The sequence below is a fragment of the Brevibacillus sp. MER 51 genome (genome assembly GCF_023714195.1).
Taxonomy (GTDB): Bacteria; Bacillota; Bacilli; order Brevibacillales; family Brevibacillaceae; genus Brevibacillus.
The window spans coordinates 1-234 of record NZ_JAMAUS010000095.1; the positions used below are offsets into that span (position 1 = coordinate 1).

General features: G+C 53.8%; 1 rRNA gene. It reads left to right on the forward strand.

The window, feature by feature from the left end:
- A 23S ribosomal RNA gene (locus M3630_RS30835) occupies positions 1-234 on the forward strand; the annotation flags it as partial.

The following is a 234-nucleotide window of genomic DNA, read 5'->3' on the forward strand; positions in this document are numbered from 1 at the left end:
GCTGAGGCCGAAAGGCGTAGGCGATGGACAACAGGTTGATATTCCTGTACCACCTCTGTTCCGTTTGAGCAATGGCGTGACGCAGGAGGATAGGGTGAGCGGCCTACTGGATGGCCGTCCAAGCAGTGAGTGTGGTGTGTAGGCAAATCCGCACACCGTGAAGCATGAGCTGTGATGGCGAGGGAAATTTAAGTACCGAAGTCCCTGATTTCACACTGCCAAGAAAAGCGTCTA